The 24,489-nt window shown below is 41.3% G+C and carries 27 protein-coding genes; 7 read left to right on the plus strand and 20 right to left on the minus strand.

The annotated features are described in order from the left end of the window. Window positions 1-359 precede the first annotated feature (359 nt). Window positions 360-833, plus strand: coding sequence for an RNA recognition motif domain-containing protein (locus CWB72_RS07395; RefSeq protein ID WP_138630303.1), 474 nt, complete (start codon window positions 360-362; stop codon window positions 831-833). Here CWB72_RS07395 and murI read toward each other — a convergent pair. Both murI and CWB72_RS07405 read right to left on the minus strand, forming a co-directional pair. Then, on the minus strand, window positions 830-1,600 hold the full coding sequence (gene murI, locus CWB72_RS07400) for a glutamate racemase (protein ID WP_138630305.1): 771 nt from the start codon (window positions 1,598-1,600) through the stop codon (window positions 830-832). The two genes, CWB72_RS07395 and murI, sit on opposite strands and share 4 nt — an antisense overlap. A 61-nt stretch (window positions 1,601-1,661) precedes the next feature. Beyond that, the gene (locus CWB72_RS07405; RefSeq protein WP_138630307.1) at window positions 1,662-2,762 is read right to left on the minus strand and encodes a DUF5610 domain-containing protein; all 1,101 of its coding nucleotides are present in this window, start codon (window positions 2,760-2,762) and stop codon (window positions 1,662-1,664) included. 180 nt (window positions 2,763-2,942) lie between these two features. Between CWB72_RS07405 and trmA the strand changes: the two genes are divergently transcribed. Next, window positions 2,943-4,040 carry a tRNA (uridine(54)-C5)-methyltransferase TrmA gene (gene trmA, locus CWB72_RS07410; RefSeq protein WP_138630309.1) on the plus strand — a complete coding sequence of 366 codons (1,098 nt, stop codon included), beginning with the start codon at window positions 2,943-2,945 and terminating at the stop codon, window positions 4,038-4,040. Between the two features lie 5 nt (window positions 4,041-4,045). On the opposite strand, the gene CWB72_RS07415 is transcribed toward trmA, so the two are convergent. The 5 genes from CWB72_RS07415 to ccoG all read right to left on the minus strand — a co-directional run bounded on the left by CWB72_RS07415 (window position 4,046) and on the right by ccoG (window position 8,324). Continuing rightward, window positions 4,046-4,510: a DUF523 domain-containing protein gene (locus tag CWB72_RS07415; RefSeq protein WP_138630311.1), complete on the minus strand. Its 465-nt coding sequence runs from the start codon at window positions 4,508-4,510 to the stop codon at window positions 4,046-4,048. 57 nt (window positions 4,511-4,567) lie between these two features. Further along, window positions 4,568-5,197 (minus strand): thiol:disulfide interchange protein DsbA/DsbL, encoded by a 630-nt coding sequence (locus CWB72_RS07420; RefSeq protein WP_138630313.1) that lies wholly within the window; start codon window positions 5,195-5,197, stop codon window positions 4,568-4,570. Window positions 5,198-5,210: 13 nt separating this feature from the next. Then, the gene (locus CWB72_RS07425; protein ID WP_130254425.1) at window positions 5,211-5,840 is read right to left on the minus strand and encodes a thiol:disulfide interchange protein DsbA/DsbL; all 630 of its coding nucleotides are present in this window, start codon (window positions 5,838-5,840) and stop codon (window positions 5,211-5,213) included. Between the two features lie 16 nt (window positions 5,841-5,856). Further along, on the minus strand, window positions 5,857-6,831 hold the full coding sequence (locus tag CWB72_RS07430; protein ID WP_138630315.1) for a serine/threonine protein kinase: 975 nt from the start codon (window positions 6,829-6,831) through the stop codon (window positions 5,857-5,859). A 68-nt stretch (window positions 6,832-6,899) separates the two neighbouring features. Then, the gene (gene ccoG / locus CWB72_RS07435; RefSeq protein WP_138630317.1) at window positions 6,900-8,324 is read right to left on the minus strand and encodes a cytochrome c oxidase accessory protein CcoG; all 1,425 of its coding nucleotides are present in this window, start codon (window positions 8,322-8,324) and stop codon (window positions 6,900-6,902) included. A 233-nt stretch (window positions 8,325-8,557) separates the two neighbouring features. Here ccoG and CWB72_RS07440 point away from each other — a divergent pair, with 233 nt between their 5' ends. Beyond that, a complete protein-coding gene (locus tag CWB72_RS07440; RefSeq protein ID WP_138630319.1) occupies window positions 8,558-8,917 on the plus strand; it encodes a hypothetical protein in 360 nt (119 codons plus the stop codon). Further along, window positions 8,917-9,126: a hypothetical protein gene (locus CWB72_RS07445; RefSeq protein ID WP_130254421.1), complete on the plus strand. Its 210-nt coding sequence runs from the start codon at window positions 8,917-8,919 to the stop codon at window positions 9,124-9,126. Before CWB72_RS07440 ends, CWB72_RS07445 begins: the two co-directional genes overlap by 1 nt. 28 nt (window positions 9,127-9,154) lie before the next feature. On the opposite strand, the gene CWB72_RS07450 is transcribed toward CWB72_RS07445, so the two are convergent. From CWB72_RS07450 to gspC, 13 genes are read right to left on the minus strand one after another with little or no spacing between them, the layout of a single operon-like run. Beyond that, window positions 9,155-9,736 carry a YecA family protein gene (locus tag CWB72_RS07450; RefSeq protein WP_138630321.1) on the minus strand — a complete coding sequence of 194 codons (582 nt, stop codon included), beginning with the start codon at window positions 9,734-9,736 and terminating at the stop codon, window positions 9,155-9,157. Between the two features lie 8 nt (window positions 9,737-9,744). After that, window positions 9,745-10,503 (minus strand): type II secretion system protein N, encoded by a 759-nt coding sequence (locus tag CWB72_RS07455; protein ID WP_130254419.1) that lies wholly within the window; start codon window positions 10,501-10,503, stop codon window positions 9,745-9,747. 1 nt (window position 10,504) lies between these two features. After that, window positions 10,505-10,978 (minus strand): type II secretion system protein GspM, encoded by a 474-nt coding sequence (gspM, locus tag CWB72_RS07460; RefSeq protein ID WP_130254418.1) that lies wholly within the window; start codon window positions 10,976-10,978, stop codon window positions 10,505-10,507. Continuing rightward, on the minus strand, window positions 10,975-12,180 hold the full coding sequence (gspL, locus tag CWB72_RS07465; RefSeq protein ID WP_130254417.1) for a type II secretion system protein GspL: 1,206 nt from the start codon (window positions 12,178-12,180) through the stop codon (window positions 10,975-10,977). The genes gspM and gspL overlap by 4 nt, the downstream gene beginning before the upstream one ends. Beyond that, a complete protein-coding gene (gspK, locus tag CWB72_RS07470; protein WP_252371509.1) occupies window positions 12,177-13,181 on the minus strand; it encodes a type II secretion system minor pseudopilin GspK in 1,005 nt (334 codons plus the stop codon). Before gspK ends, gspL begins: the two co-directional genes overlap by 4 nt. After that, on the minus strand, window positions 13,178-13,921 hold the full coding sequence (gene gspJ / locus CWB72_RS07475) for a type II secretion system minor pseudopilin GspJ (RefSeq protein WP_436409849.1): 744 nt from the start codon (window positions 13,919-13,921) through the stop codon (window positions 13,178-13,180). The genes gspK and gspJ overlap by 4 nt, the downstream gene beginning before the upstream one ends. Beyond that, the gene (gspI, locus tag CWB72_RS07480) at window positions 13,921-14,298 is read right to left on the minus strand and encodes a type II secretion system minor pseudopilin GspI (protein WP_171037241.1); all 378 of its coding nucleotides are present in this window, start codon (window positions 14,296-14,298) and stop codon (window positions 13,921-13,923) included. The genes gspJ and gspI overlap by 1 nt, the downstream gene beginning before the upstream one ends. Then, window positions 14,295-14,891, minus strand: coding sequence for a prepilin-type N-terminal cleavage/methylation domain-containing protein (locus CWB72_RS07485; protein WP_130254415.1), 597 nt, complete (start codon window positions 14,889-14,891; stop codon window positions 14,295-14,297). Before CWB72_RS07485 ends, gspI begins: the two co-directional genes overlap by 4 nt. 5 nt (window positions 14,892-14,896) lie before the next feature. Continuing rightward, a complete protein-coding gene (gene gspG, locus CWB72_RS07490) occupies window positions 14,897-15,325 on the minus strand; it encodes a type II secretion system major pseudopilin GspG (protein ID WP_130254414.1) in 429 nt (142 codons plus the stop codon). 55 nt (window positions 15,326-15,380) lie between these two features. Further along, complete coding sequence (gene gspF / locus CWB72_RS07495; protein ID WP_138567524.1) at window positions 15,381-16,610, minus strand: type II secretion system inner membrane protein GspF; 1,230 nt, start codon at window positions 16,608-16,610, stop codon at window positions 15,381-15,383. 2 nt (window positions 16,611-16,612) lie between these two features. Further along, the gene (gspE, locus tag CWB72_RS07500; RefSeq protein WP_171037245.1) at window positions 16,613-18,121 is read right to left on the minus strand and encodes a type II secretion system ATPase GspE; all 1,509 of its coding nucleotides are present in this window, start codon (window positions 18,119-18,121) and stop codon (window positions 16,613-16,615) included. Window positions 18,122-18,155: 34 nt separating this feature from the next. After that, on the minus strand, window positions 18,156-20,222 hold the full coding sequence (gspD, locus tag CWB72_RS07505) for a type II secretion system secretin GspD (protein WP_138630325.1): 2,067 nt from the start codon (window positions 20,220-20,222) through the stop codon (window positions 18,156-18,158). Window positions 20,223-20,246: 24 nt separating this feature from the next. Continuing rightward, window positions 20,247-21,140 carry a type II secretion system protein GspC gene (gene gspC / locus CWB72_RS07510; RefSeq protein ID WP_138630327.1) on the minus strand — a complete coding sequence of 298 codons (894 nt, stop codon included), beginning with the start codon at window positions 21,138-21,140 and terminating at the stop codon, window positions 20,247-20,249. A gap of 212 nt (window positions 21,141-21,352) precedes the next feature. Here gspC and hslR point away from each other — a divergent pair, with 212 nt between their 5' ends. From hslR to CWB72_RS07525, 3 genes are all read left to right on the plus strand, one after another. Next, a complete protein-coding gene (gene hslR, locus CWB72_RS07515; RefSeq protein ID WP_138630329.1) occupies window positions 21,353-21,763 on the plus strand; it encodes a ribosome-associated heat shock protein Hsp15 in 411 nt (136 codons plus the stop codon). Between the two features lie 10 nt (window positions 21,764-21,773). Next, complete coding sequence (hslO, locus tag CWB72_RS07520; RefSeq protein WP_138630331.1) at window positions 21,774-22,619, plus strand: Hsp33 family molecular chaperone HslO; 846 nt, start codon at window positions 21,774-21,776, stop codon at window positions 22,617-22,619. A 261-nt stretch (window positions 22,620-22,880) separates the two neighbouring features. Continuing rightward, window positions 22,881-24,419, plus strand: a complete 1,539-nt coding sequence (locus tag CWB72_RS07525; RefSeq protein WP_058031243.1) for a phosphoenolpyruvate carboxykinase — start codon at window positions 22,881-22,883, stop codon at window positions 24,417-24,419. Window positions 24,420-24,489: the final 70 nt, after the last annotated feature.

Below are 24,489 nucleotides of genomic sequence, written 5' to 3' on the forward strand. Positions count from 1 at the left end.
ACTTCACTTTTTATGTCAACACTTAATTTTAATCTTTTTCTTTAGAGAAAGTTTAAAGCTAAGTTTTATTTGACTCGACATCGTTTTGATTTGCTTTTTAGCGTCTCGCCCCATGTCAGTGGGTGCGCATTATAGGGAGAGCAGAAAATTACGCAAGCCCTTTTTTCAATTAATTTTAAGAAACGCGCTCAACCGCTCAAAAAGAGAACAAAAAAGACTTGTTAGAATAAAAAACGCTCTATTTACCCACTTCGAATGGCTAATTTCTCTTTTTAATTATTGCTTAAACATTTTAAGACGCTAAGATAGCAGCTCGTTTGTTAAATTATTGTATACCCATTGTATATTGGTAGATCCTTATGAACCCAACTCAACAAAAGTCTCTTTTTATTGTTTTAGCAATTGCGATAATCGGCTATTTTGCTGCTAATGCTCTTCTTGCAGACTCTTCTCTTAATCTTGGTGCTACTTTTTCTATTGGCACACTCATCGGTGGTTTCATTGCAACTGTTATGTCAGCAAGTAATGTAACCCCAAAATCTGACAATGCTGAAGTAAAAACAAAAACGCTTTATGTAGGTAACTTACCTTATAAAGCAAATGAAAGTGTCGTTCGAGAGCTTTTCTCTGAACAGGGCCGTGTATTCAACGTTCGTTTATTAAAAGATAAAAATACAGGTAAACGTCGTGGTTTCGGTTTTGTGGAGATGGCAGAAGCTGATGCTGATAAAGCCATTGCAGCATTGAATGAAAAAGAGTTCCAACAACGTACGTTGAAGGTTAGAGCTGCAAAACAAAAACCAGAGACATCAGAAGAAGCTGTTGCAAGTTAAAGATGTAAACTTTTCACATCGTATCCTGTATTAATCGGGACCTCATTTAAAGCCGTTGCATAAAACTGTAGCGGCTTTTTTATTTCTATTTCACCTATACTGCCAGCCAGTAAGTGCTGCACTCTTTTTGCTATCGCAGTTCCGGAGTCGATTAATTCACATTGCGTCTGATAAAACTCTGCTATTTCATACTTCAATATTGGAAAATGTGTGCACCCTAAAATCAGAACATCAGCTTGATTATCGACCTTAATAGCTGATAGTTCCTTATTAACCCCCTCTCGCACATCTTCATTTAACCAGAATTTACGCTCTGCTAACCTTACCAACTCTGTTGAGTGGTAGAAACTTACTTGGCAATCTTGAGCAAACTCACTCACTAAAGATTGCGTATACTGGTTCTTTGAGGTAGCAGGCGTTGCTAATAAAGCAATATGCCTTCTAGTACTAATTTGTGCAGCAGGCTTTATTGCAGGCACCACGCCAACAATCGGAATTTGAGTAAACTGGCGAATATGTGCCAGTGCGTAAGTTGAAGCTGTATTGCAAGCGATCACTATTAAGTCAACTTCCCCAAAAAAATTTGAAGATATTTTATTAACGAGACTTACCAGTCTATTTTGAATTGTTTCTTCAGTCTGAAGACCGTAGGGCAGTAAATCATTATCCATTATGTAGGTATAGTCTGCCCCTGGTAGGGTATTTTGGATATGTGTTAGGACACTGGTCCCACCAATACCTGAATCAAAAACTAAAATGTGCGGCAAACTAAGACTCCTCTGTATAGAGGTGCAAGTTTGCCCGAGCCTATATAAGTTGCCAAGTCACTTAAGCTGATTTCTCTGACTTATTATCAAGTTGATTGAAGAAACTTTGCGCATAATCTAAAAGCTGAGCCATTCTTGCTTGTCCATCGTTCATCCAAGCCATGATATCTGGCAATTGCTGCTCAATGCCTAATGCTTTACCTTCTGAATGAATACTCTCTAATTGTTTATCTAGAGGTTGAAACGCTTGTTCTAACTCTTTTATGGGGTTGGCTTGTTGATATTGTGCAATTGCAGCGGTTGTTTTTGTCTGACGCAAATCCATCGTGAAGTTGGTAATTTGATCGCTCTCTATATTTAATGCCGATGCTTTTTCAAATGCATCGTCATATTCACCAGAGAAAAATGAATCACTGACATTGCGAATGTCTTTCATCATTTCATTTATGGCTTTTTGCTCTTCTTTATTAAGCTCGCCATCCACACTAATTGAAAAACTGACTTCCTCACTCGATTGCTCTGAAACAGCCAAACCATAATTATCACCGTTTTGAGCATAGCTGGCTGCTTGACCTTTTGAACGAGCATCACTCAGTGAAATAGTTACTTCATCGCCCTCTGCAGTTGTAAAACTATATTCTGCTTGATTCGACAAACTTGCATACTGTGCTGCACTGACCTGCATATAAGCAGGTTTAGGGTTAAATAACTCTTCTTCAAAATCATCGAGTCCTTTGAAAATGCCTTCTCGGGATTTTTCTATACCCTCTTCAATATCATCATTAAAAAGCGCGCTTTCTTTTAACTCCGAAGTGGCTTCATCGATGCCCATTTGGACACCTTTTCGTGCCGCACCCAACATATCTTTTAAAGTATCGTCATCTTTGCCATCGGCTTTTGCTTTATTAACTGCTCCTTTAACAAAGTCGAGTACATTTTTAACGATGGCTTCAAAATCAAATAATGGCTTTTTCTCTTTCTCTGTCTTTTCGATGCCTAAAGCTTCTGCCAATTTATCATCTAATAATTTAGCCGCTATTTTACTCTTATCACCATGATAACTATCTGGGTTTAAATGCATGGTCGGCTTAAAGGCAGCTTTATTGTTCGCCTTATTTGCCATAGTAGGATTAAAAAGCTGGTTAAGTTGTCCAATTTTCATGATCTGTCTCCCAGAAATAATGGTAGCCAAGCAGATGCTCGGTTATTTTCTACTTATCGGCAAAAATTAATGACCCTTGAGTGTTTAGTATAAAAAAACAACAAATTTTAGCGAGAAACTGGACAAATCACCTATGCCCCCTACAATAGCCGCTCTCGAATTTGTAAGGTCAGTTTAACTATGCCAGTCATCACTATTGATACCGCCACTTATGAACAGCAGCTTGCTGAAAAGCAAACGCGTATTAGTGCTCAATTTGCTCGCTTTAACGCACCAGAGCTTGAAGTCTTTGACTCAGCAAAAACGCAATACCGTCAACGTGCTGAGTTTAGAGTATGGCACGATGGTGACGATCTCTACCACATTATGTTTGACCAAGAGAGCAAACAAAAAATTCGCGTGGAAACATTTGACCCTGCCGCGCCGCTTATTAGTGAAATCATGCAAGTTATGATGGAGAAGTTACGTCATAACGAGATACTTCGTCGTAAGCTTTTCCAAATCGATTACTTATCGACGCTAAGTGGTGAGATCCTGGTAAGCCTGCTTTATCACAAACAGCTTGATGATGAATGGTTAACGGCAATTAATGCATTACGTTCTGAACTTCAGAAAACCTATAAGATTGACTTTATTGGTCGCGCTCGCAAACAAAAGATTGTGTTAGGCAATGATTTTGTTACAGAGCAGTTGACAGTAAATGGCCAAACGTATCAGTACCAGCAAGTTGAAAATAGCTTTACGCAGCCAAATGCGAAAGTAAATGAGAAAATGCTGGAATGGGCGCAAGACCTTTGTGCGCCACTGGAGAATGATTTACTTGAGCTATATTGTGGGAATGGTAATTTCTCTATTGCCTTAGCAGGCAGCTTTAATAAAGTATTAGCGACTGAAATCTCAAAGTCGTCGGTAAACTCGGCACAAATTAATATTGCAGCGAATAAGGTTGAGAACTTAGATATTATCCGTATGTCGAGTGAAGAGTTTACGCAAGCGATGAAAGGTGAACGTCAGTTCTCAAGATTAAATGGCATTAACCTTCAAGACTACAACTGCCAAACTATTTTGGTTGACCCACCTCGTGCTGGTATGGACGAGCTGACTTGCCGTTTAGTGTCTAACTACGACAACATTATATATATCTCATGTAACCCAGACACACTAGAGCGTGATTTAGACATGCTATGCGAAACTCACTCAGTATCTCGCATTGCGATTTTCGACCAGTTCCCATATACACATCATGTGGAGTCTGGTGTATTTTTACAGCGTAAATAATCCCGCTAATTCTTTTCAGCAATTGCCAGAGCACTGACTAGCTCTGGTAATTGCTCTTCACTAAAAACCCGTATGCCTGCTTTTACGAGCTTTTCAGCAGTTAAACCCATTCCAGCCACTTTAATTCCCTTATGCGACCCATCGTAAATAGTATTACGACCACACGAAGGGCTAGATTCTTTCAACAACGCAAATTTGATTTGTTGCGCTTTACATAATGCGAGGGCTTGTTCGGCACCTAGCTGGAATTCACCAGTGACATCCTCACCTGTTGCGGTTACCACTTTTGCAGCATTGATCTCTGCAGGTGGTCTTGGGGTTGGCAACCCACCTGCAACCTCAGGGCAAAATGCAACAACTCGCTTTTCTTGCAACCACAGAGTCAAGATGTCATTTTTTAAACATTTAGATTGCCCATCATAACGGACGGGTTGTCCGAGCAAACAGCTTGAAACCAAAATTTTATGCATGTCTTTTCCAATAAAAAAGCCCCGCAAGTGCGAGGCTTTATTCTAATCCATAGTTAATTATTTAGCAGCTAAATAATTAATCAGTGCACTGATCTGCTCTGGAGTCGTCGTTTTTGACTCACGTAGGCGAAGTTTGTATTTACCATTGACGATAAACGTTGGTACGCCCGTAAGCGCACGCTTTTCTTGCCACTTTTGCTGCATACGCGCCATTTTAGAAGTGTTAGTACGTACTGAAAAACTTTTGTACATTTTATCAAACTTCGTACCATCAACACCTTGTGCGACAAAGATGTCTTTCATATCCGCAAGTTCATTGATCTTATTACGCTTGGCGTGAATGTGTGTAAAAATTGCCGCAATGATTTTATCTTTTTGTGGTAACACATCTGCAAGTGCTAAGGCTTGCGCCATAATTGTCTGAATTTCAGGATTTCTTGGCCCTGAAAAATCAACATGGCTTTTCTTAAACTTCACACTATCATTAAGTTTCGGCTTAACTTGGTCAATTAAAGGTTCAAATGCATTACATGCTGGACAGAAAAATGAGAAGTACTCAGTGACTTCTGGCTTTTTAGTGCCACGCTCTGCAATTACTTCGTAGTGAACACCTTCTTCAAACTGAGCTGCATTTGCAACTACTGGTAGCATTAGAGCCAGCGCTGCGGCTTTAATTAGCTTTAACATCTTATTCTCCGTATTATTTCGCTAATAAATGTTTAACCAATGCGTTGAATTGCTCTTGGCTTTTTAAACTGTTGGTATTTACTTTGTATTTATCGCTGACGATAAATGTAGGCACGCCAGATAAGGCACCCGCCTTAGAAAAGCGATTTTGGTCATCCTGCATCAACTTTTCAGCAGCAATAACAGGCATACTTGCTAGCGCAGCATCAAATTGCTTTTCATTAATGCCATTAATATCAAGTAATTTTTTAACGTCTTTAATGTCATTTAATGGCGCGTTCTTCACATGGATGCTATCAAAGATTTTAGCTGCAATTTCATCACCTTTGCCCATTTGCTTTGCAACAATATAGGCATAGCTTAAATTGCTCTGAACTTGTGCAGGTAAGCCACCTAAGAAATTTACATGGCTTTTTTCAAACACAGCCCCTTCAGGCAGGCTTTGCTCTAACGCCTTTGCAACGGGTTCAAAGCGGAAGCAATGCGGGCAGTAAAAAGAGAAAAACTCAGTTACTTTTGCTTGCTCGCTTTTTTGAGTAGTTAAAGTTTGGTAGTGCTCACCTTCTTTAAAATCAAATTCTGCAGCCATGGCTAGTAATGGCAAACAGAGGAATAAGATAGATAGTTTTAACGCTTTCAACATAGTTATATCTCAATTTTTATGGAAATAGTTGTAACGCAGGTTCTTGTAACGCTGCAAGTTGCTCTTTTAATGCCAAAATCTGCTGCTCCCAGTATTTGTCTGTAGCAAACCATGAAAAGTTCCGTGTAAAAGCAGGATCTTCCCATCTAGTAGCTAGCCACCCCATGTAATGCACCATTCTCATTGCTCGCAGTGGCTCAATCAGTTGCAGCTCTTTTGCATCAAAAGAGTTAAATTCTTCATACCCCATCAATAGTGTATCGAGCTGAATTAATTGCTCATTTTTATCACCATTAAGCATCATCCATAAATCTTGGATTGCTGGGCCTGAGCGGCAATCATCTAAATCGACTAAGGTCAATGAATCGCCAGTGCAGAGAATATTGCCAGCATGTGCATCGCCATGCAAACGAATCGGCTTATCAACATGATACATTTGCGCTGTTTGTGAAATAACCTGTTCTAAAATAGTGTAAAACGCGGTTTCTAGATGTACTGGCACAAGCTTGCTATTTTGAATAGCGTCCTTGGCATCAAATAAGTAACTCTGCGTATTAATACTCGGTCTATGTTGAAATGGTTTACTCTTTCCAACTAGATGCAGTCGTCCGATATAACGGCCAAGCATTTCAAGCTGGTCTAAATTGTCGATTTCAAACTGGCGCCCACCAACACTCGGAAAGAGCGCAAATTTATAACCGGCATGCTCAAATAAACTTGTATTTTCTATCTGAGTAGGCGCAACAATTGGTACTTCTTCACTGGCGAGTTCAAATGCAAAAGCATGCTCTTCTTTTATTTGCGCCTCACTCCAGCGTTCTGGACGATAAAACTTTGTGACATAGCGCTTACCGTCTTCGGCTTTAAACTGATAAACGCGATTTTCATAACTGTTCAAAGGTAGCAAGCCTGTTTCAGGGTAGACACCAATACTTTCAATGGCATCCAAAATACGATCTGGATTTAAATTCGCAAAACTAAACTCGCTCATGCATTCCTCATTTGGCATAAAAAAAGCGGGAAATACCCGCTTTTGCTTGGTTTAATTAGTGTATCTAATTATTTACCTTTAAAGAAGTTAGTAGGCTGTGATAATGACACTGTAGGGTCGCCTTTAACTTGAACTCTAAAATGAAATTCAGTCACTGGCTTTTTAAGGTCATAAGGGTCAATGATCACAGAAAGTGGCACATTCATAGATTCACCCGCTTGCACTTCAACCGCTAATTTACCCAGTACATTAAAATTATTAAGCCCCTCAACAGCAATATCGTATTGTTGCACTTGTTGTGTTTTGTTAATCACTTTTAGGGTATACGTATTTTCCACTAAGCCATCGAAGTTAACTCGGTAAAGCTGATTTCTATCACGAATAATGTCGAGCTCCATCGGTTTACGCATGGCAACATTAACGACTAGGGCAGCAATTAACACTGTCATGATCAATAAGTAACCCGCTAACTTGCCTCTAAATGCTTTGGTCTTATTATCTGGTGTTTCAAGGTTTCGCTCTGTGGTATAAGAAATTAAACCACGTGGATAATTCATTTTATCCATCACCCCATCACACGCATCTATACAAGCACCACAATTGATACACTCATATTGCAAGCCGTTACGAATATCGATGCCTGTAGGGCATACCTGAACACACAAATTACAGTCGATACAATCACCCAAGCCCATTTCTTTCGGATCTTGTTTGCGTGAACGTGGGCCACGAGACTCACCACGACTTGCGTCATAGCTTACCGTAAAAGTGTCTTTATCAAACATGGCAGATTGGAATCGTGAATAAGGACACATGTGTAAGCACATAATCTCTCTCATCCAGCCTGCATTACCATAAGTACATGCCGTAAATACTACGATGCTGATGACCGCATAACTGCCCGCACTCAAAGTAAGTAAGTCAGGCACTAAATCCCGAATAGGTGTGAAAAAGCCGACAAAACTAATTGCTGTCCACAAAGAAAATAAAATCCAGCTACTGTGCTTTGCAGTTTTTCGCCAGAACTTATCAAAGTCCATTTTCCGGCTATCTAGTTTTTTACGCTGATTGGCACTGCCTTCAAACTTTTCTTCAAACCACAAAAAGATGAAAGTCCAAACGGTTTGTGGACAAGTATAACCACACCAAACTCTGCCATAAAACGTGGTCACGACAAATAAAGCAAAGGCAGCGATCATTAATAAAAATGCCAAGATAGTGAAATCTTGAGGCATCATGGTCAAACCAAAAATGTTGAACTTTTGTTCCATTAAATCGAAATAGACCGCCTGATGACCTTCAAAGTTAACCCAAGGCATAAGCATAAACGCCAGCATGCCAATAAAGCCTAAACGCTTTCTTAACTGCTGGTGTAACCCTTTCACCGCTCGAACATAAATGCGGTTTCTTGGATTAAACCTATCAGGCTGCAGGTCCGGTTTTTGGATCTTCACATCGGTTGGAATATTTTTGACTTTAATTTGTTTGTCCATCTCGGCTCCTTATGGCTGTGATCGACAGGTACTTGCTACAGTGACCTTTTTATCTATAAGGTTATTATATGCAAGCCAGCTCAAGCTGGGTACAATTGGTTCAGAAATTATTGAAATTTCCTTTATTAGGCACTAGCTTGGTGTGGTTATAGCTTAATCACTTGCATTTGAAAGCACCATTTTATTACACTCTCTACTGTGACTTCCTATTTAGATCAAGTTTAGGGTATCCAATGAAAAAGTTTTTATTACTCGTTGTTCTAGTTCTAGCATTTTTCACTATAGATCATCCCGTCATTAAGGAGCACAGAGAATCTATACTCGGTGAAGGGGTAGACTTACTCGGTGAGCAGAGCAAAGTTGCACGAAGCACTGCTGCTAAAATAGCCAGGACCCACATCACACAAAAAATTGAGCTCGATGAAACTGAGCTTGAGTATCTTAATGATGCACTCAGTACTGACGATAAATTAAAAGCATTCCACCTTCGTTATTGCAAAGAAAATGATTTGAACTTGTATTTCTATGGCAACAAGTTAAATGAAATTTGCCGTATTGCAGGTGAATCAATCTTTGAAGGAAAATCGTTGTAATGAAGTTTGATATTGATGCTTTTAATAAAAAGCGCGCAGCAGCATTTAATCAACATAAAACAATATTGAAGAAACTAAGTAAAGGCCAAGCGCTGTTTTGTGAACACTGTAAACAGCCTCTACAATTAGATTTAAATCAGACTGATAAGCATCAAGGCTTGGTGAGCTGTGGAAAAGGTTGCACACATATAGAGTTAGAACTTGGATAAGCTTGACGCTTATCCTAGCTGAGTCAATTTAGTCGATCTCTTCGTTATATAAACCACTGGCAACAGCGGCATTTTCAATTATTTGCACATACGCTGGGGCAAATTCATTGGCAATGGTATGTTGTTCAGCACAAAAATTTGCTAGCTCTAAGTTATTTGATTCGCAGAACTGCTTAATTTGCGTTTGCTCTAACGAAAAAAAGCCTAATTGCTCTGTCGCTGAAATCAAGGCCTGACGCAACTCATCAGTTAATGGTTCAGCATTCGCCAAGTCGGCATAAAAATGCTCAATACCAAGCAAAAACCCCTGAGACCATTGCTGTAAAGAGTCAAATTCAGCTATACCATACGACAACTGAAATGAGCCGTTAAATACCCGTTCACTGATATCATGGTGCAGTGCCATCAAAGCAAAGACTTGCTCTTCAGCTATGAGTTCATCACCGCCACTGACAGCCGTTAACCACTGCTCGGCTTCAATGCCGGCAGGACTACAAATCGTCGCAAACAAATATCCTTCACACAATGCATAAGGCATCGCTTGCTCTGACTGAGATAGGTAAGCCTTTAGTAATGTCTGGTGCGCTTCTGTGTACGAAAACTCAAGCATAATAAGCCTTATAAGTTAACCGGGTAACGGCCTTCTGCATCGGGGCGACCTAGGTATTTAACTGCATCATGGACTTCTTTAGGTAAAGAGGCGTCGGGTTTTACATTACCAGCCACTTTAAATTGCAACTTATCGCCTAAACTCACATCAGCTCTCAAGCCTAATAAATTATCAGGTTGAACAACAGCCGCTAGATCTCCTGATTTACAACTTAAATCGGCACCTAACTCGCCAATAGAAAACCAGCCAGATAAACCTTCAACACGTACATTCGGGCTAAACACATCCCCTGTTATTTGCTGACAATATGGCAGGCCACTTTGGTATTCGTCGATATTAAAGATCACTCGACCCGTCGCATTTACAGGAAGAGGTAAGTTCAACTGAGTTATCAACTGCTCAACCTCAAAACGCATAACAGCTTTGGTTAAATGCGCTTGTTTTGATAATAAAGCCACACTGAAATCAGTATTGCCTGACATCTCGTCAGCCGCACGCGGATTACCCCACTTAACATCTCCAGCCAGTTTACCCATGAACAATGCCTGTGGTTTTAAGCTCCATCGCACATTGAAGACTTGAATTCGGTTAATGCGAACTTCACTGACTTGCCCCTGCCAAATCGTGCCAGCAAAACTGCCTAGCTTCACATTTTTAGGTAATTGCCCTTGTGCAAGTTGAGCAGCCACTGAAGCGGGTAATTGGGAAAGCGCAAAAACCAAGAATGAAAAAATAAATAAAAGAACTAAAAAGATTTTTTGTTTCATATTACTGCTCAATCACCAATCGACTTACACGAACATAGCCAGTTTCATCACCTTGTGACACGTCTAGGTTGGCAATTGTTACACCGTGTTGATTTGTAAGTTCATCTAACCAGCCCATTAGCTTGTTAAACTCAACATTCTCAATATTCACACGCAAGCTATCGTTACTTGGCTGCATTTGACTGATTCGAATACCATAACGGCCTCGGCTACGATTAACTAACTGAGACAAATTGCCTGACGCAGCGCGTGCAGAGCTTCCTGCAGCTTTTAGCTTGCCAACACTCTGCTCAACATAGCTTTTAAGTTCTTGTTGGCGTTGAACTGCTTTCTCTGCATCCGCGACAGCTTGATTGAGCGGCTTAATAATACCCATGATTAATACAAACACCACAAAGACACCTGCGGCGACCATCAATAATCTTTGCTCTTGCTCCTTTAAAGAAGCCCAATAGTTGAGTGCTTGCTGTTTCACACTTCACCTCGCAATCTGATCTCACCAATTACTGCATCACCGTCGTTATTTAACGAGCCCTGTTGTACCGTTAAACCTTTTTGCTCAAGGATGGTTTTCACCTGCCCAAAAACTTGGAAATCCTTAGCTTTCACTCGTATACGCAGCTCATTTCGTTTGTGATCGTAGCGTAATGTCTCTGGCTGAAAATCTTTTACTTGGCTATAAACTGATACAAATTTATCGGCCAAATCTAAAAAACCACCTTGCTGAGTTGCTGAAATGGCTTTTAATTCGTTACTAATTTGTCGTCTTAATAGAGCCACTCTCACTTTTTTTCGAGGGAATGCTTTTTGATAAGTCGCAACCGCTTCACTTTTTAGTTGTTCAGCTTGTTTATTCAGTTGTACCACTTGCAAGCCTTGTGCTGCGATAAACCCAACCAAAGCAACAGAGGCAGCGATCAGACCTGAGCGCCAATCTTTCCACCACTGTGGTGTGCTTTTCTTCGGGGTAAATAGCCCTTGGCGAAGATTAAAGGTATTACTCGAGAGGTTTTTAGCTAGAAAGGCTAATGGCAGTTCATATTCTTCTTCTTTGGCAACTTTAGGCGCAATATCTGGTAACGCATCAGCAGGGCTAAAATGTACTATTTGCTCCGGAGACAAGGCATGCAAATAATCTGAGCCCCAACTTGGTTCAATGACACATGTATGCCACTGCCCTAAACGACACAACCACTGACCATCTAGTTCTATCGTAGCCAACTCTCCCTGCGCTTGTTCAGGAAGTAACAATGCATCAGGGATAATCTCTTTAGCCTGGATATCATGCTCTTCAAGTAAAGCGATTAATTCAGCAAAATTCTCGCGTTCACATAAAGCAATGTTAATTGTCGGCTTATCATCTTGCGAACCTGGCTCACCAATAGCGATAAATACATCATCGACATCACTCGCCAATTGCTCTTCTAGCATAAAGGGAAGGGCTTGCTCTAACTTGCGATTCCACTTAGCCGGTAACTCAATGGTTTTCAGTTGAACCATAGCAGCAGAAAGTAATACAACGGTTTCTCTGCCCTGAGCTTTTTCTGATAACTGTGAAAGTTCAGCAATGCTTTCATATTCACCACTGGCAATGATTTGCTCATCGGTAGAATAAATCAGCCAATGAATGGCTTGTTTTGCTGATTGATCAATACGGATCAATAATTTTTCTGTCACTGTACGCCTCCGAATTTTCGCGCCAGTATGCTCGCTTGACCTTGTTTTATTTGAATAATTGAGGTCATTGTGAAAAGCCTATCGTCAAACATGGCTTTTGCGCGCAACTTAAAATAGTCACTATTTACAGTAAATAGATCGGTTACTTGATTAATATTCTGAGCGCCCTGATTGGTCGCTTCAGTTAAGAAGTCTTCTATTTTGTCATACCCTTTTTCTGGACGAGAAGAAATAATGCCCTGCGCATCTGATTCACTCAATCCTTCAATAAGCGCGCTCAACAATAAAGCTTGTTCAGGCAAAATGGTATTCACGTTAATCTTTAATTCTTCACTGCCAGGGATAACACAGACATAGGGCAGAATTTTCTCCATCACTAAAGGATTAAACCCTCTAATAACGCGTAACTCTGACACAGACGCAAAGTAGTTATTTGCTGTTAAATAAGGGGTACGAAGCGACATATATTCGTCTTCTTCAGCACCTGAGCGATGAGTACTGCTGTCTGCATCTAGCCAGTCAAAAACACTATCGGCAAGTGACTCTTCACTCTCATCTGACGGTAAGTCTTCAATGTTATTCAATAGCTCTAAAAAGGCTTTATGCGCTGGGTTTGTGTCGTTTCGAGTGGCATTTTGAGCTTTTGGGGCTCGCAGTGCGTTTAAATTTAAGCACGCTTGTAAGTCGGTGACCTTACCACTTAAAGTACCATGATCAACTGGGAATGGCGTTTCTTCTAACGCCCATGGCTGTCCTAAGTGCACTTTATCAGGATCTTTATTTTTACTATCAATCAGTACCTTCTTTACTAGCTCTTCTGCACCATAGCTATACCACTTAGCTTGTTGGTGAGTTTGAATATTTTGCGCTCGCTGTACTTGGATCATTAAGTTTGTTGCCATTTCAGCCGCAATTACCGCTGCCAATGCAACAATGAACAAAACGATGATCAACGCAGCGCCTCGCTGCTTAGAGACTGGTGATTGCTGTAACCTCATCATGGTCGAGTACTCCCGCCACCACGATTATCATCATTCTGATCTTTATTACCTGAGTTGTTATTTGAGTTGTTATTGTTTGAACTTGAACTCACTGTCGCAACTTTGCCGTCACCTGGTGTTAAGAATAACCGCTTGATTGGCTCCATTTCTTGCAACTTAATCGTCACAGATACAGCCAACGGTAATGCTTTCTTTTCCCAATTTTCTTGCCATTTCTGTTTATCGTCTAAGAACTCAAAAGTTAAGTCTTCAATGTTTTCTAATAGCACTTGGCTTCGAGGCTCTGTGCCATCCAGTTGATCAACATAAACGCGATAAAGGCGTTCTAACTTATCGTCGACAACACGATAGCCGACCGCTTGCAACTCAGAACGAGGCAATAAACTAATTGGGTTGGTCCAGCCATCACGCACAAAGGCAATGCCGTCATACTGGCTGTCTAAGTTGTAACGACCATGCAGAATATAACTCGGTGTGAAATCGCCTGCTTCATTGCGTGTTTCACGTTTGGTCATTTGATTGAAATCTTGGTCCATTAAGCGGAATGTGGTGTTAAGTGAATCTAATTCAGCAATAACTTCTTCAGAGCCTGTTTTTGCTTGAATGGTTGAATTGAGAATTTGGTGCGTGGCTAAAACTACAAAGCCTAAAATACCCAAGGCAACCATCACTTCTAACAAGGTAAAGCCTTGTTGAATACGCATTCTGGAACGCTTTTGAGGAGATAAAGAGTGCCCCATTATTTGCCCTTCAAAATAAAGGTACTTAAGTCATATAACGAGTTTTGATATTCAGGATCACTGAATATTTCGACTTGGACTTTAACAAAGTTTGGATCGCCAGTGGTTTTAGTGACTTTTTCTTGCCAGTACCAAGTAATACCCGCAAGTTCTTCTTCGCCTTTATTATTATTTTTCCCACTCCATTTGCTGCCTTGCGAACGGATCATCACCAAACGATTTTCTGCGACCCATGAAGCATAAGTTTGCTCTTCAATGGCAGCGATATGCGAAACATGCTCGCCCGTCACTTGCATGGCTGCAATGCCGGCCATAGCACAAATGCCCATAGCCACCATGACTTCAAGTAATGTGAAACCTGCTGATTTTTTTATCATGATGCAGGCTCCACTCGTAAATTCACTGGTGCAATAAATTCGCCTTCAATAAAGTAGCTGGCTTCTTCAGTAGTGCGATCTGCAAGTTCAACAGAAAGCTGAAATGCGCTCACTTCTCCCGAAGATAAGATTAGCACCTGTGGCACTTTTAATTTCTTAAGCTCAAGTAGGCTATCTTCATCACTGGTGCCCATGAGCTCGCGCCAGTTAGACTGTTCTAACAGGTTATCTTCAGACCAGGCTAAATCTTCGATATTTAAGTTAACGCGATACTCTTTGCCAAAAGTAATCGGCTCATATAATGCTTCAGCATCAAATACTGTCCATTTCTCACCATCAAAAACGAGAAACTCCAGTACATTCTTATCTATGTGAAAACCTAATTCTATTTGATTCAGTACAGCAAATTCAGACGCTAAATTAATCACGGTATGTACTTTTAGCGCCTGTTTTTCTAGCTCTTCGGCCTCAGCGTCATCGAAAGTGTAACTAACCATCTTCACAGAAATCGCGATGATGACAAGCACAACAAGGACTTCAAGTAAACTGAAGCCCTTATTTTTATGGAGTGTCTGCTGAGTACCGCAATACATAAAGATTAACGTTCTTGGTCTTCGTCAACCCAGTTACCGATATCATCATCTGTGCCCACTTCACCGTCAGGACCCATAGAGAAAATATCGATTTTACCCATTTCACCTGGGCTTACCATTTGATAAGGGTTGCCCCATGGATCTTCTGGTAATTTAGAAATAAAGCCACCATCAGGAAAACGACGTGGTACCGGATCAATAGTCGTTTTAGTAACCAGTGCCTCTAGGCCTTGCTCTGTGGTTGGGTACTTTTTATTCTTCAACTTGTACATATTCATCGCATCTTCAAGCTGTTGAATATCTAAGCTCGCTTTATCTAACGCTGCTTCTTCTTGTTGACCCATAATGTTTGGCGCAACAATTGATAGGATCATACCGATGATAACCAGTACCACCATTACTTCTAGTAGGGAGAAACCTGATTGCTTTTTCACAATGAATACCTCTTAAGCTATATAGTAGCTGTTATTTTTTAAACTCTTTATTTGACTATAAACCGATGGCTTTGTTCATTTCCATAATCGGTTGCAGAATTGCCATAACAATAAACAACACAATAATGGCCATGGTAGCGATCATCGCAGGCTCTAATAGCTTCAATGACACACTCACCATAGTTTCAAATTCTTGATCTTGGTTATTTGCAGCACGTTCTAGCATTTGCTCAAGCTCACCTGACTTTTCACCACTGGCGATCATATGCAGCATCATAGGCGGGAATAGCTTAGTTTGCTGCAAAGAGGCACGTAAACTTGCCCCTTCACTAACACGTACCGCAGCTTCAGTTACCGCAGATTTAATTTTTTCGTTTTCAAGTACCTGACCGGCAATTTTCATACCTTCAAGTAGCGGTACTGCACTCGATGATAAAATACTTAGGGTGCGAGCAAAACGAGCCGTGTTAATACTCTTACTAATTTTACCTATTCCAGGCATACGCAGTAATTGTGTGTCATACCAAAACCTAACCTTGGGCTTCAGCAGCGCTTGCTTGATACCTATGGTTAAACCAACCACAGCGATCAAACTTGGCATCCAATAAGCTTGAACAAAGTTACTGGCTGCCATAACCCATTCAGTTGTCCAAGGCAGAGCTTGCTTTGACTTTTCAAAGGTTTTTAAGATTTCAGGTACAACTGTACCAAGTAAAACGGCGACAATACCAATCGCAAACACGACAAGAATACTTGGATACACCATCGCCTGAGTAATTTGACTACGCATATGCTGACGTTGCTCCGTGTAATCCGCCAGACGATTTAAAACCGCATCGAGATGACCGGATTTTTCGCCCGCGGCTACCATTGCTCGATACAAATTGTCGAACACATGTGGGAACTCTGACATGCCATCTGCCAAGGTATAACCTTCAACAACTTTAGAGCGCACCGACATTAACATACGCTTTAAACGTGGCTTTTCACACTGCTCAGCGACAGCCATTACAGCGGCTTCAACTGGCAAAGATGATTGAATTAATGTCGCAAGTTGGCGAGTGATCAGTGCAATATCTGACACTGAAGGCTTATAGCCACTAAACAACTGAATACCACCGCCAGAAGATTGCTGTTTTTCTTTTTCAGCCGCAGGGGTTACTTCTAAAGGCATCATACCTTTTTCACGTAACTGTTGGCGGATCTGCTTAGCGGTATCGCCTTCTAGGATACCCTTTTTTTCTTTGCCCTTTGCATCGAGCGCTCGATATTCAAACGCTGCCATGCTTAGCCTTCCTCACGGGTTACACGTAATACTTCTTCTAAAGAAGTTTGACCTTGTAGAACTCGTGAGCAACCATCTTGTCGAATACTCGGGCTGAAGGCGCGAATGTATTTTTCAACCGCTTGTTCACCTTTACCATTGTGGATAAGTTCACGTACAGCTTCATCAACTACCAGCAGCTCATGAATACCGGTACGACCTTTATAGCCGTTATAATTACAGATTTCACACCCTACAGGACGATAAATAGTCGTTTGGCTATCTTTATCAACACCAAGTAACTCACATTCACGCTCATCGGCTAAATGCGGTTCTTTACAGTCATGACATAAAGTACGAACTAGGCGTTGTGATAAAACGCCCAATAATGAGGAAGATAATAAGAAAGGCTCTACGCCCATATCTTCCATACGTGTAATAGCACCAGCAGCGGTATTGGTATGCAGCGTCGACATTACCAAGTGACCCGTTAGTGACGCTTGAACAGCAATTTGACCTGTTTCTAAATCTCGAATCTCACCAACCATTACTACATCAGGGTCTTGACGAAGAATGGCTCTCAGACCTCTAGCAAACGTCATATCAACCTTAGGATTAACCTGAGTTTGACCTATACCTGGAATTTCATATTCAATTGGGTCTTCAACAGTCAGAATGTTGCGGTCTTTTGAATTAATTTGGCTCATACCGGCGTACAGCGTGGTACTCTTACCTGAACCCGTTGGACCTGTAACCAAAATAATACCGTGTGGCTTAGCGATAAGTTCACTAAACAACGCTCGGTTACGCTCTGTCATGCCTAAATCTTCAAGATTTAGACGCGCGTTATTTTTATCAAGTAGACGTAGCACAACACGCTCACCAAAGCTTGATGGCATGGTTGATACACGCACATCTACCGCTCGGCCGGCAATACGCAACGAAATACGACCATCTTGTGGAATACGCTTTTCAGCGATATCCAGCTTAGCCATAACCTTGATACGCGAAACAAGCAGTGATGCGAGTTTTCGGTTAGGTTTAAGTACTTCTTTTAACACACCGTCGACTCTGAAACGGATCACTAAGTCTTGTTCGAATGTCTCTATGTGTATATCTGATGCACCATCTTTAATCGCTTCACTGAGCATTGCATTGATCAATTTGATGATTGGGGCATCGTCATCGGCTGCGAGAAGGTCTTCAGTTTGTGGTAGCTCTTCAGCTAATGAAAATAGGTCAACCTCATTACCAATATCTTCCATCATCTGTTGAGTTTCAGAGCTATCGCGTTGATAAGCTTCTTCTAGCATAAACTCAAACTTTTCAGCTTCTAGTTGTTCAAGTCTGAATTCAGCCCCAGCAACACGGCGAACTTCTAACAGATTCGCTATATCTAAGTCACCGGTGTAAAAAACAACTAGATTGCCTTCATCTTCGGTGAGTAACATATTGACGCGTCGCGCGTAAGAAAATGGCAGCTTAAGCGCAACCTCTTTGAGCACATCTTGCTCCGGCGCATCAGCAAGCATATCAACTTGCTCATTATCTAGTTGAGTGCTGGTCTCAATCATTGTTGCGCTCTTTCTTATTTTGCTCTTTTAAATATTCTTCGTACGTTGGCGGCAGTACCATGGCATCATTCCATTCAGGTAAAACCGGCGTTTCTTCGAATGGCATTAAGTCAATCCCATCATCACGCTGGTTATTTTGCTCACCACGAATGAAGTTATATTTAGCATGACTTAATTCGTTCATACTGCGGCTATCACGAAGAATAGTCGGACGAATAAATACCAACAGATTACGCTTGCGTCTAGTTGTGTTTGTCGACTTAAATAAATGACCTAGTATCGGAATGTCACCGAGCAGTGGCACCTTAGACACACTTTCTTGTACGTCCTCATCAATCAGGCCACCCAGAATTACCATACCACCGTCATCGGCAATTACCGTTGTATTAATCGCACGCTTATTCACTGAGATATCAACGGCAGTTGCACCACTGACACTTGATACTTCTTGCTCAATCGTTAACTGTACAGCTGTGCCATCATTAATTTGCGGTGTCACTTTTAACTTGATACCGACTTCTTGACGATCAACCGTTTGGAAAGGGTTTGAGTTATTACCACCCGTTGTAGAACCTGTGATAATTGGCACTTCTTGACCCACGATCATAGATGCTTCTTCATTATCCATTGTGGTTACAGAAGGTGTCGCTAGAATGTTTGATTTCGTATCTGTCGAAATCGCCTGAATGATCGCACCCCAGTCATTCTTAATAATGCCAGCAGCAAGACCGTTGACACCACCAAGTAACGCAGCCAGCGGGCCTAAATCACCTTCTTGTGTTTCTGTATAAGGTGTTGTAGTACCGGTTTCACTACCTGTTACTGTTTTCTCAATGGTTTTATCGCGTGCTTGCTCTGCTGCAACCGCTAATGAACCAACTGGCACATTGCTACCATTATTAAACTGTAGCATGCCGCCTTGTTCAGAAATCCATTGTAGGCCTAGGTTAATACCATCACCCTCTAGTACTTCAACAACAATCGCTTCTACTAAAACTTGTGCACGGCGAATGTCTAGCTTTTCAATTACCGACGCCAGCGAACGCATAGTATCTGGTTGCGCGGTGATCACTAATGAGTTTGAGTCAGGATGTGCCTCAATACTGGTTTCGTTTTTGTTGCTACGACTACGGGCTTTATTATTACCGCCTTGCGCTTCTTCTTGCAGCGTTTTACTGACACCTTGTAGCACTTTTACAAGATCTTCAGCTTTCGCATAATCAAGGTAGAACACTTGTGTATTACCTTGGCTCTTAAGCTCACCATCTAAGCGTTTGACTAAGTCAACCGCTCTAGAGCGTGCCTGTCCTTCACCACTAACAATGACGCTATTAGTTCGGTTATCAGCAACAACTTTAGGAATTAAGAAATCAGGTATACTGTTTTTGCCTGAGCTTTTATAAATGCTTTCGACCACTTTGACCACATCATCTGCGGTTGCATATTTCAGCTCAATAATCTCAACGAGTGTATCACCCGCTTGGTCCACAGATTTAATAATGTCTACAAGACGATTTACTGAAGCTGCATGACCTGTCAACATCATTACGTTAGCAGAACTAAAGTTAGTGACGTGGCCGCCATCTTTTTGGTCACTAAACTGACGAATTAGTGGGCCAAGTTCTTGTACAGAAACATTCTTAACACGGATAACACGTGTGACTAATGTATCACCTGCGGTTGCTTTATTATCTTGTACTAGAGGTACATTACTTTTTTTACCATCTGAACTACGTAAGATTTTTAAAATCCCACTGTCCATTTCAATGACAGCATAGCCATATACTTCAAGTACATTTAAGAAGAATTGATAATATAGCTCTTCATCCATTAACTCATAACTGCGCACATTTATATTGCCGCGCACGTTAGGATCAATGATGATGGTTTTGTTTAGGTTCTTTCCTACGATATTAATAAATTCATTAATATCAGTACCTTTAAAGTTCGCCGCATACTCTACAGCTGAAACAGATAACGATAACCCAGCTGCAAACATCAGAGCCGCATACTTAGCTAACCCTTTTTTGATTTTTTTGAGGTCTAGCTTATTTCTCATTATTTTTAACTCCAAAAATTGTGCTTACAGGCTAAATTGTACGTCGATTACTCGACCGTCACGTTCAATGCTAATGGTGGCATCAGTGGCTTCTCTCAGCTCCTGCATGGCCGTCATTGCCTGTCTCATATCCGTTAATTGATAACCATTAATAGCAATGGCTAAATCATTATTCTTTAAACCCATTTTTTTAAATAGTTCAGGATCTTTACCTGGACTTAAGCGGTAGCCAATCAACTCGCCATTTCTTTTAGCTTGAGAAATGCGAATGTAATCAAGTAACTTTCCTGGCTCTTTTAATAACTCTTTGCGACGTTGAGCAAGCTCAGCCCTATCGATATCGGCTTTTTTTGGTGATGGGCGTGCTTCTCTCGGGCCCGAAACTGGCATCGCGACCTGTTTAGTATATTCAAGGCCATCTAACATCAGAGTCTCAAAGCGACCGCTGACATCAAGCAAAACCCGATCAGGTAATACTTGCGCTAACTTAGCACGCGTACCTGTAATAACATCTTTTACTTCATACGTTTCTTGACGGCCTTGCGATTCAATAATTGCTAACCCTGCGGTGTCATTTAAACTCACAGCGACAATACCCGTCAGTTTCACATTTAACGTTGTTTTAGGCGCATCAGATACTCGAGACACAGGCTTTACTGGCTCTTTTGGCTTTGCGTTGGCAACACCAAATAAGTTTTGTTGAATAATTGCTTGGGTATTAACGCTATTCGTTTTGCTATTGATTGAACTTGATAACTGAGGAAGGTTTGCACTTTGCGGCTGCGGCCAAAATAGCCAAACCAACTGAGCTGATAGATAAGCAATATATACAACAGTCAGTACAACCACCAAACGACTCAGCTTGGCATGAGGCAACTTCTGAAATATGCTCGTCAACTGTTGTAATTGTAATTCCATATGAGACTTTTTCTTATTCTGTTGAGCAGCCAAGTGTACCGCGACGAAATTAATTCAACAAGCGTGCAAATGTGAAACTTTGTGACACTTGTATTACGTAAGATTAACCACATTACATTGAAGGGAGGGTGAACAGCGCCCGCTTTTGTTGGACTCTAATATATGATAAATTTCACCTCACAAATCCCTCAATCCTTGATGGTATTCTCGTTGTGAAGAAACAATCTCCCGAACAAAACAGCCAAACCGAAGCTGTTCGCTTAGACAAGTGGCTTTGGGCTGCACGATTTTATAAAACTCGCAGCATAGCTCGAGAAATGATCCAAGGTGGTAAAGTACACTATAACGGTCAGCGCTGTAAACCCAGTAAAACGGTTGAAATTGGTGCGACTGTCAACCTGGCTCAGGGTTATGAAGAAAAAGAAGTGACGATTTTAAAGGTCTATGACAAGCGTCAGGCCTCGCCACTTGCTCAGCTATTATATGAAGAAGCTGAGCACAGTATAGAAAAGCGAGAGCAAAATGCCATCGCTAGAAAGAATAACAGCTTTTTTGCGCCGCGCCCGGAAACCAAGCCGGATAAAAAACAACGTCGCGAATTACTAAAGTTAAAATCAAGCTAGGATTTTATAAATGCAATCAGATTTATTACACCGTTACATTTTTGACCAGTTAGACGTTCGTGGTGAACTGGTACAAATTGAGCAAACGTTTAATGACATTATCGGTAAACATGATTACCCAGAGCCAGTGAAGCAATTACTGGGAGAGCTGCTTGTTGCCACCAGTTTACTTACCGCTACACTTAAGTTTGAAGGTGATATTGCGGTGCAACTGCAAGGTGATGGTCCGGTAAAGTATGCTGTTATCAATGGGGAGCATAATCAAAATATGCGTGGTATTGCCCGTATGCAAGGTGAGATCACAGGTAATAGTATCCAAGATCTGATGGGCAAAGGTTATATGGTGATCACGATAACGCCAACTAAGGGTGAGCGTTATCAAGGTATAGTACCTCTCACTTCTGATAACCTAGCTGCATGCTTAGAAGATTACTTTGAACAATCTGAACAACTGAAAACTCGCCTTTGGTTTGCCACTAAGACTTCTGGTGAGAGCTTAAAAGCAGCAGGCTTATTCCTTCAGGTATTACCTGTAAACAAAGAGAAGTCAAAGCAAGACTTTGCCCACCTAGAGGCTTTAAGTAACACCATCAAAGACGAAGAACTACTGGATTTAGATGCTAAAACTGTTCTGACTCGTCTTTATCATGAAGACAATCCACAGCTATTCGAACCACAAGAGATCAACTTTGTGTGTGGCTGCAGCCGTGACAAGACGATTAATGCGCTGGTTAATGTTGGTCAAGATGAGTTACTGGCTCAGGTAGCAGAGGAAGGTGCAGTAAACATTAGCTGCCATTACTGTCTGACAAATTACCGATTTAACGAACAAGAAATCAAAGCGATTTTTAACTAAAAGTTGTATTGACTCGTCAGATCCTGAAAAGCCGTCATTTTGACGGTTTTTTCATGGCTAAAAAATGATACCGGTGTCATTGAAACTGACTTTTTTATGACACCGGTATCATTGAAATTATTCAAGTTTTTTAACAAATTTATACGTTTTTCCCCCTTCCAAAAGCTCGAATATCTCAATTTCATCTGTTACTATAATTTCAGCTTAAGAGTATTAAGAACTCAGAGCTATCCCGTTCAATTCTCACATTTAGGTAATAACATGACATCAAGCGCTACTCGTTTTGTCGATTTAACTGCAGCTGAACTTGTCGAACACGCAATTAGCCGTGGCGAAGGGACTTTAGCCGCAAATGGAGCTTTCGTAGCTAAAACAGGCCGTCGTACAGGTCGTTCACCAAGTGATCGTTTTATCGTTAAAGAGCCAAGCACCGAAACTGAAATCCAATGGGGCAATGTTAACCGTCCTTTCGATGCTGAAAAGTTTGATGCGCTATGGGCACGTGTAGAAGCACACGTACAGGAAAATGACCACTTCGTCTCTCACCTAGAAGTAGGCGCAGATCCTGAACACTACCTTCCAGTTGTTGTAACAACTGAAACAGCATGGCACCACATCTTCGCTAAGAACATGTTTATTGAACCTAAATCATACAATGCATCAGATTTACCTCAGTGGCAGATCTTAAATGTACCTTCATTTGTATGTGACCCTGAGCGTGATGGCACAAACAGCGATGGTACAGTTATCATAAACTTTGCACAGCGCAAAGTACTACTGGCAGGTATGCATTACGCCGGTGAAATGAAGAAGTCGATGTTTTCTGTGCAGAACTTCCTACTTCCTGCAAAAGGTGTTTTACCAATGCACTGTAGTGCAAACGTTGGTGAAGCTGGCGACACAGCACTATTCTTCGGTCTTTCTGGTACTGGTAAAACAACTTTATCGGCAGATCCAACACGTTTCCTTATCGGTGATGACGAGCACGGTTGGGCACCAGGCAGCGTATTTAACATCGAAGGCGGTTGTTACGCTAAATGTATCGACCTTTCGCAAAAGAACGAGCCAGTTATCTGGAACGCAATTAAGTTCGGTACAATTCTAGAAAACGTAGTACTAGATGAAAACCGTGTACCAGACTTTAACGACACAAGCCTAACGCAAAACACGCGTGCAGCTTACCCACTAGAGCACGTTGAAAAGCGTAAAGTTGAAAACCGTGCTGGTGAGCCAAAAGCAGTAGTGTTCTTAACATGTGACGTAAGTGGTGTATTACCACCAGTATCTGTACTTTCTGAAGAAGCAGCGGCTTACCACTTCTTAAGTGGTTACACAGCGAAGGTAGGTTCAACTGAAATCGGTTCAACGTCTGACATCGAGTCAACGTTCTCAACTTGTTTCGGCGCACCATTCTTCCCACGTCCAGCTGGCGTTTACGCAGAGCTTCTAATGAAGCGTGTGCGTGAATTTGGCGCGAAAGTATACCTAGTTAACACAGGTTGGACTGGTGGTCCTTACGGCATTGGTAAGCGTTTTGACATCCCTACAACACGTGCTGTTGTTGATGCAATCGTATCTGGTAACCTTGCTGATGTTGAAACTCAACACATCGAGTCACTAAACCTAGACGTACCAGTAGCAGTACCTGGTGTTGCAACTGAACTTCTTAACCCCATTAATACTTGGGAAGACAAAGAGAAGTACGCTGAGTACGCAGCTAAATTAGCAACTGACTTCCAAGCTAACTTTGAGAAGTACGATGTATCAGAAGCGATTAAGCAAGCTGGTCCTCGCGGCTAATTAGCACAACCAATTCCTTTATCAAAAGCGCCCCTCGTTGGGCGTTTTTTTGTACCTTTTCATTTCTACT

This window comes from Pseudoalteromonas phenolica (genome assembly GCF_005886345.1).
In the GTDB taxonomy this organism is placed as follows: Bacteria; Pseudomonadota; Gammaproteobacteria; order Enterobacterales; family Alteromonadaceae; genus Pseudoalteromonas; species Pseudoalteromonas phenolica_A.